The organism is Gluconobacter sp. P5H9_a (assembly GCF_018812085.1).
Lineage (GTDB): Bacteria > Pseudomonadota > Alphaproteobacteria > Acetobacterales > Acetobacteraceae > Gluconobacter.
In genome coordinates this window covers 1-6726 of the sequence record NZ_JACRVW010000032.1, presented here as the reverse complement: position 1 = coordinate 6726, position 6726 = coordinate 1, and the positions used below count along the sequence as shown (strand labels likewise).

Sequence of the window (6726 nt, the reverse complement as noted above, 5' to 3'; positions counted from 1 at the left end):
GCCTTGCGCGAAGCCACGCCCCGTGCCCGCGCCGAGATCATCACGACAGAAAAAAGGAGAGAGGCGTGTCAGACCCGGCAGGACAACCCGCGGCCGAAGTGGCGCTCAGAGCAAACCTGACGCTGATCCTTGACGCGATGCAAGCGCATGGCCTGAAAACGGTCAAAGTTGAGTACGAGACCAAAGAGGGCTGGTGGACAACGCTTCATGTGACAGCGGACGACAGTCCGGATCTGGTCGAAGACCTGTCCCTTGAGAAGGCCGTTGCAGCGCCTGGGCCTGACCAGACGATTGCCCCTCTGTTTCCGAACAGCTTTGACCTTGTGGTCTGGCACTGCGTCGAAACCGTTATCCGCCGCGTGCAGACCGATTACGACAATGACGAAGACGGGTCTTACGGCTCGGCCACGCTGACGCTGGAAACGCGGCAGCTTGAGGTCGAACATATCGAGCGTGTGGTCTCCCACCTCGCGCACAGCCTGACCGCCTGACGTCTCCCCCACGAGACCTTTTTGACACCCTTACGACATCACTGGAGCCCATCATGGACGAACTGCGCCTTGTCGATCCCAACACCCTGATCGCGAACCCGAACAATCCCCGTCAGACGAAGCCCGGTCAGGCGAGCATTCGCCAGCTGGCGTTGAATATCCGCGCAGTCGGGCTTGTCCATCCGCCGCGCGTGCGTGAGCTGGGGGACGGCAGCCTGATGATCATCGCGGGCCATCGACGCACGGAAGCGGCGATCTATGCGGGTCTGACGGAAATTCAGGTCCATGTGACGAAGGTCGACAATGGTCTTGAGGATCTTGCGGCGGCCAGTGAGAACATGATCCGCGAAGGCATGACCGAGCCGGACCAGTGGCGTGCCGTGACCCGGATGCGTGAGGAGCTTGGCTATACCGACCAGCAGCTTTGCGTGGCCCTCATGGTGACACCGGCCTATCTCAAGGGGCTGACCCTTCTCGCGAAGCTGCATCCGCCAATCCTGCACGCCATCGAGATTGGCCGCGGCCCCGACCTGAAAGAGCGTCGGACGCTGGCCCTGTCGTCTCTGGAGGATCAGGCCGCTGCCTGGGCTGAGATGTTCGCCGAGAGTGTGGAGGAGGGAGAGGACCCGGCCGGGTATCGTCTCAACGCCGAAGACCCGGAGGATACCGTGGACTGGCGCGACTTCACCTGGCACCTGCGTCAGGACGAGTGGTATGCGCGTGATGCCCGGTTTGACGATGCGCTGGCGCGAAAGCATGGCGTGGTCTGGACCGAAGATCTGTTCGGGCAGGGCAGTGAGGACAATCGCTACGTCACGGATGCCACGGCGTTTCGGGCGGCGCAGGAAGACTGGATCGCCGAGCATCGTCCCGAAGGAACGCTCGCGATCGAGACGGACGAGTATGGGTCTCCCCTCCGCCCTCAGGGCTATAACTTCGTCACGAGCTGGATGGGCGAGCGGGAGACCGATGTTGTCGGCTACTGGCTCAATCGGAGTACCCTGAAAGTCGAAGAACGGAAGTTCCGCTACACGGGTGAAGAAACCGTCCGCTCCGAACCGCGTGTGGTGGAGCAGACGCCACCCCCAAAGAAGGAGCGCGCTGACATTTCTGGCACCGGTCTGAAGATGATCGGCTCCGTGCGGACTCTCGCGCTGAAAAAGGCCCTGCAGGCGAAAAGTGAAGATGCGGATCCGTGGGATCTGGTGGCCGGCCTGCTCCTCGCGCTGAATGCCAACAACGTCCATATTTACGGCTGCGAAAGCAGTTCGCCTCAGGAGAACGCGGTGAAAACCGCCATGGAAGCGCTGTTTCCGGAAGGCGAACTGGTGCGTGATGAAGTGCTCATCCGCCGCCACGCGCTGGAAAGCCTCGGAGGCTTCATGAACTGCGAGGTCAGCATGCATTCCGGCTCCGGCATGGCAGCGGAACTGCTGGGCTGTCTGTTCGACGCGGATACCCACATGCCGAGCATGGCCGATGAGGACTTCCTCAAGACCTACAGCAAGCCCGGCATCACCAAAGCGGTTCAGGCGCATGGGCTCGCACCACTCAACACAGGCAAGGAGATGCGGGCCGCCCTGCTGAACGCCGTGGGAGACGGGCACTGGGTTCCGGAGGCCGCAGGTTTTGCGCAGGCGATTGGCGTCTGGACCGAGGAGGTTCGAAACAGGCAGGGCCGCCGCGCGAAATGGGCCGCCCTGAAAGACGATCTGGAAGCCGAGGATGAAGACGGCCTGGAGTGCGCTGATCCGGAGGATCTGGAAGACGGGATGGACGAGGAGGGCGGAGAAGATGCTGGCGATCCGGACGTCACGGAGGATGAGCCGGCAGAAAAACCGGACCGCGTGGTGCCCCAGGAACTGGTGGCCATGCAGGCCGCCATGGGAGGCCGGATGGAGATCCTTCGGGTCTGAGGCAGCACGCGGCCACGAATAGACCTGACATCAGGCGGCGCTCTTCTGAGTGCCGCCTTTTTTGTAAGCAGACAGAAGAAAGAGCCCCTATGGCAGACTATTTTTCGAGGTTCTCAGTGTTGATCCCGTTCAGGAGCGTTGAGGCGCGCGCCTGCGCGCTCGCGCTTCAGGAGGCGCACAACGCACAATGGGGAAAGACCCAGCCATGCACCACCGAGCCTTTTTACTTTGGTGCAGAAGAAAAGCCTGTCGAGGCTGATGGTACGGCCCCTCTCTGGGTGAGCGATCAGGGCTGCGGTAATGAGGAGAGCGTGATCGCCTTTGTTCAGGAATGCGCCCGCCAGAAGCTGTGTGCCGGGAGCCGGTGGTCCTTTGTGTGGAGCCACGATTGCAATCGTCCCCGACTGGATGCTTACGGCGGTGGCGCCTGTGTCATCGATCTTGAAACCGGAGAGCGCATCGCGTCGCTTGATCTCGCTGAGATGGCCGATGCGATTGCCAACGGCAAACGTGACACTGTGCGTATCGATGTCGGGATGGCCGCGACGGCGCACGACGTGCTCTGTCTGGAAATGGCGGCCTCAGACCGGACGGAGGAGCTGTCAGAGGAAATCAAAACACTGAGTCCTCTTGTGCAGGCGCTGAAATCCGTTGCCGAACGCAGGACTGTGACATTGGTAGGGTGGGGGCCGGACTAGGGTTCCGGGCCAGACTTGCGCGTAACGCCTGATCTGGCACAACAGGAGATCGGGGCCGCCTGATGAGTCCGCGTGACGAAACGTCTGTTCAGGTTACGGTTCAGACGTCGCGGCCCCCGAAAATCGTAACCGGATGTGGGTCGGGGGTCGCTTTGCCCACAGTCGTCAGAGTGAAAGGGGAAACCATGATCTTCGTGATCGTGGTGGACCGTAAGTGGTTTACGAAGATCCTTCGTAAAACGAAGAAGACCCTTCAGGCGGTTGCCACCGCACTGAAGAGCCTCTCCGAGTAAATCACTTAAGGTAAACCGGGCCGTGAGGTGTTTTTTGCGAAGCCCCTCACGGCTCACCTCTGAACTTGGACGAACCGGTTACGATTTTCAAGGGCGGAGTCAGCATGGCTCCGCCCTTTTTCGTGCAGTGAGACGATGCCTTGTTTCACGGGGGAAGAGCCTGCCCGCGCGAGGACGAAAAGCAAAAAGAAAAGAGAGAGAAACAGGAGAGAGGGGCGGGTGCCAGAGCCTGTCTGTCGCCGCAAGGGGTGGTGTCCTCGGCTGACGCCTGCGGGACCGCCGCTGACGCGTCGCCCTTGCCCCGCCAGTCAGGCCCTGACCCCGGAGAGGACAGTTGAAGAGACATGAAGAGAAGGAGATCAGCATGTCCGAACACCCGACTGTCACCGTGGGCACCCGCGTCAGCACCATCCTGTACAACAGAGGCCGGGGCGTCGTGTATGCGGTCCATGGCACGCCGCGTCCCCAGACGATCCGACGCCTTGCTGGCGGCTTCATTGCCGCGGGGGGGAATGCCAGCTTTGACATCGTCTTCGCCTGCGGGAGTATCAGCAGGATGCTGCCCGAGAGCATTCTGCACGGCGTGCAGTGGACGATCTTCCACGACGAGCCCAAGGCTGAGCCTGAGGAAATTGCGCAGCTGCGCGCTCATGCCGAAGCGTGCCGTGCTGAAAAGCAGGCGCAGAAAGAGCAGGCCGAGGCAGCGCACGCGGCCGAAATCGAGCGCCTGCGCACCGATCCCGAGTACGCCCATCTGGAGCAGGGATCGGACCAGAGCGGGGTGCTGGCAGGAAAGAACATCCGCCGCCTGCTGAAAGCCGCCCTGCCAAACCACAAATTCCGGGTGCGCAAAACCTCCTACGGGTCGGTGTCGATCAGCTGCGACGCTCCGCTGGACGATACGGAACACCAGACCGTTTCCGACATCAGAAAGCGTTTCAGATCCGGGTTCTATGACGACGTGACGGATTGTCACTCCAAGAGCCGGAGCCCCTGGCAGGAGGTGTTCGGCAGCGCCGAATACGTCTTCTGACCCCACCTCGCCCCTTCACAGTTCTTCCAGGCCGCCGCGAGGCGGCCTTTGTCATATCTGGAGATCGACATGGCTTTCTTTACGCTCAGTGCTACGCCCGCCACCGCAAAGCGCGAGGGTTATTTCACCAGCACCACGATGGCGCTCATGTCCCATCTGGGAGAGCGGCGCGTTGTCGAGGCAAAGTCGGTGGATGGCCTCAAGCCGCTCATTCTGAGTTTCGGCCGCGACACCGCCCTTCAGCACCCTGGTCGGTCGTTCAAGATCATGGTCACGGTCAATCGTGGCAGCCGTAAGCCACGCGGCTTCGACGCGGCTTATGATTCCGAGGCGCTTGGCACCTCCGAATGGCTGGAAACCACGATTGCAGACCCGGTTCCCCACGAGGGCACGGCAGGTGTGGCCTCATGGGGAACACGGTACACGCCGTTCCGCATGGACGGTGCAGAGCCGCGCGAGGTCTCGCTCACCGAGGCCGAACGCCTGTCTGACGACGGCCATCTTGGCTTCAAGGGATGGGCCGCGGAAGTCGCAGCCAGTCTCGAAACCAGAGGCGTGCCTGCGGCCGCTTTGAGCAGCGAGACCTGGGACGCTCTGGTGTCGCGCTATCGCGCCCACCAGCATCCTGCCCTGGCCGCCGCCGTCCTGATTGCGGCCTCACAGGCGGACCAACTGGCGGCCTGAGGCCAATGCAGGGGAGCGGACCAGGTCTCCCCTGCCAGATCCTACGGTTCAAAAGACGAGCGAGTTTTCCATGGTCGATGAAAGCCTTCTCCAGATCGAGACCTGCCTTCTGGATCGTCGCAAGGTCCATCTTGGCGTTGCACCGGATGGGCGTGTCTATCTGCGCGTGACGTCGTTCTGGCCGAAAGAAGCCGCCGAGCACTGGCACGGCCCCTATTCGGACCGGCAGGCGGCGGAGACGGATTTCCGAACCCGGACGCAGCCGCCACGCGTCACGCGCGCCCAGATCGCCGAGGCGAGCCGCCGCGGGGAGCATGGCACGGTCGAGGGTGTTCCCATGATCGTCCTGAGGCATCGCTGGACGGGCCACCTGACCCTGACGGCCTATCAGCTGGTGGATGAGGCCGGGCAGGAGAAATCCGCGCGCCAAAATGGACACATCTGAACCCCGTATCGTCACCCGCGCGAGCCGGGTGGAGGGCGAGCAGGAAGAAGAAAGAGAGGGAAAGAAGCAGAAGGAGAGAGGGGCAGCACAGGCTGTCTGCGCTGGCAAAGGGTGGGTCTCCACGCGTCCTCGCCCTGACGGGCTCCGGGTCGTGGAGATCCCGCCGCTGCGCGGCGCCTGTGCCATCGCAGCCATCCTGTGCCTGTGCCGGAGAGGTCATCAGAGAAAAGAGATGACGGCAACAGGAGTGACCTTTCATGCAGATTTCCCAACAGGCCCTTCAGGACATCAAGGACGTTGCCGGACTGGCCGGTGGGGTCTTCGGTTTTCTCGCCCTGGTCTTCGCCTTTACGTGCCTGCCGAGCTTTCTGGCGGGCCCGGTGCCCCATCATTATCTCGCCTCCGCCTCCCACATCACCCACGGTCGGGGCTGAAGCCTCCACGTCACCGAACGCCCCCAGACCCCGCCATCGTGCGGGGTTTTTTCATTTCTGATCCGAGGAAATATCTCATGATCGTCACTTTCGACCGCGCGCTGATCGAGCGCCTTCTCGCCCATGCCGAGGCCGCGTCCGAGCGCCGTGCCACGCTGACGCAGCTCTTTGACAAGAGGCTGCGCAAGCCCGGGCACGGCGCGCGCGAATGGGGCCGTCAGGACGACGTCGATCCTGCAAAGATCCCTGCGGGTCTGTGGCTGGTTGGAGATCACGGGATCTACATGATGTCGAACGGGCTTCCCCTTCTGCCGTCCGATGACGGTCAGAAGCCCAATCTGTGCGCGTATGCACGCGAAGCGGACCCGGCACAGAACGCGGGCAGGGCTCATGACGTCAAACGCCAGGCTTTTGGCGGGGATGACGGATGCGAGTTCCTGGAGGCGACGCTTGTGCGGCAGGCCCTCAGGCAGGCCTCAGGCGACACACTGCGCATGACCATCACCCCGGAAACCCTCGAATTTCAGGCCTGACCGGCCGTCCTTGAAATCCTTCAGGAGAAGAAGAATGTCCGATGCTACGCCTGACACGGTGTCTGCGGGTCCGCGGTCGCGCGACCAGATCTGGGCCTCGGCCGTGGCTGTGGCGGCTGACAGCGTGGAGCAGCTGAGACGCTGCGACGTCGACCGCGTCGTCTCCCTTGTGGACGCGGCGGATCGCACCGCACTGACG

9 protein-coding genes are annotated in these 6726 nt (G+C 62.4%); all 9 read left to right on the top strand.

Going from position 1 to position 6726, the window contains the following annotated elements:
• Positions 1-65 precede the first annotated feature (65 nt).
• The 9 genes from KP708_RS15150 (at position 66) to KP708_RS15890 (ending at position 6527) form a co-directional block, all read left to right on the top strand.
• Positions 66-491 carry a hypothetical protein gene (locus KP708_RS15150; protein ID WP_010505032.1) on the top strand — a complete coding sequence of 142 codons (426 nt, stop codon included), beginning with the start codon at positions 66-68 and terminating at the stop codon, positions 489-491.
• A 53-nt stretch (positions 492-544) separates the two neighbouring features.
• Positions 545-2407, top strand: a complete 1863-nt coding sequence (locus KP708_RS15145) for a ParB N-terminal domain-containing protein (protein ID WP_010505033.1) — start codon at positions 545-547, stop codon at positions 2405-2407.
• Positions 2408-2496: 89 nt separating this feature from the next.
• Entirely contained in the window at positions 2497-3105 is a 609-nt protein-coding gene (locus KP708_RS15140; RefSeq protein WP_010505035.1) for a hypothetical protein, read from the top strand.
• 62 nt (positions 3106-3167) lie between these two features.
• Complete coding sequence (locus tag KP708_RS15135; protein WP_010505037.1) at positions 3168-3398, top strand: hypothetical protein; 231 nt, start codon at positions 3168-3170, stop codon at positions 3396-3398.
• Between the two features lie 364 nt (positions 3399-3762).
• Entirely contained in the window at positions 3763-4431 is a 669-nt protein-coding gene (locus KP708_RS15130; protein ID WP_156315473.1) for an LPD29 domain-containing protein, read from the top strand.
• A gap of 69 nt (positions 4432-4500) precedes the next feature.
• Positions 4501-5115: a hypothetical protein gene (locus tag KP708_RS15125; RefSeq protein WP_010505042.1), complete on the top strand. Its 615-nt coding sequence runs from the start codon at positions 4501-4503 to the stop codon at positions 5113-5115.
• Positions 5116-5185: 70 nt separating this feature from the next.
• Positions 5186-5560 (top strand): hypothetical protein, encoded by a 375-nt coding sequence (locus tag KP708_RS15120; RefSeq protein ID WP_010505043.1) that lies wholly within the window; start codon positions 5186-5188, stop codon positions 5558-5560.
• Between the two features lie 257 nt (positions 5561-5817).
• Complete coding sequence (locus tag KP708_RS15895) at positions 5818-5994, top strand: hypothetical protein (RefSeq protein WP_156315472.1); 177 nt, start codon at positions 5818-5820, stop codon at positions 5992-5994.
• Positions 5995-6071: 77 nt separating this feature from the next.
• Positions 6072-6527, top strand: coding sequence for a DUF3085 domain-containing protein (locus KP708_RS15890; RefSeq protein ID WP_010505045.1), 456 nt, complete (start codon positions 6072-6074; stop codon positions 6525-6527).
• Positions 6528-6726 lie beyond the last annotated feature (199 nt).

What these genes read in the sequence shown, in the direction of transcription:
- KP708_RS15145 (WP_010505033.1), top strand. Translation starts at nt 545, where the DNA reads ATGGACGAACTGCGCCTTGTCGATCCCAACACCCTGATCGCGAACCCG.
- KP708_RS15140 (WP_010505035.1), top strand. Translation starts at nt 2,497, where the DNA reads ATGGCAGACTATTTTTCGAGGTTCTCAGTGTTGATCCCGTTCAGGAGC.
- KP708_RS15135 (WP_010505037.1), top strand. Translation starts at nt 3,168, where the DNA reads ATGAGTCCGCGTGACGAAACGTCTGTTCAGGTTACGGTTCAGACGTCG.
- KP708_RS15130 (WP_156315473.1), top strand. Translation starts at nt 3,763, where the DNA reads ATGTCCGAACACCCGACTGTCACCGTGGGCACCCGCGTCAGCACCATC.
- KP708_RS15125 (WP_010505042.1), top strand. Translation starts at nt 4,501, where the DNA reads ATGGCTTTCTTTACGCTCAGTGCTACGCCCGCCACCGCAAAGCGCGAG.
- KP708_RS15120 (WP_010505043.1), top strand. Translation starts at nt 5,186, where the DNA reads ATGGTCGATGAAAGCCTTCTCCAGATCGAGACCTGCCTTCTGGATCGT.
- KP708_RS15895 (WP_156315472.1), top strand. Translation starts at nt 5,818, where the DNA reads ATGCAGATTTCCCAACAGGCCCTTCAGGACATCAAGGACGTTGCCGGA.
- KP708_RS15890 (WP_010505045.1), top strand. Translation starts at nt 6,072, where the DNA reads ATGATCGTCACTTTCGACCGCGCGCTGATCGAGCGCCTTCTCGCCCAT.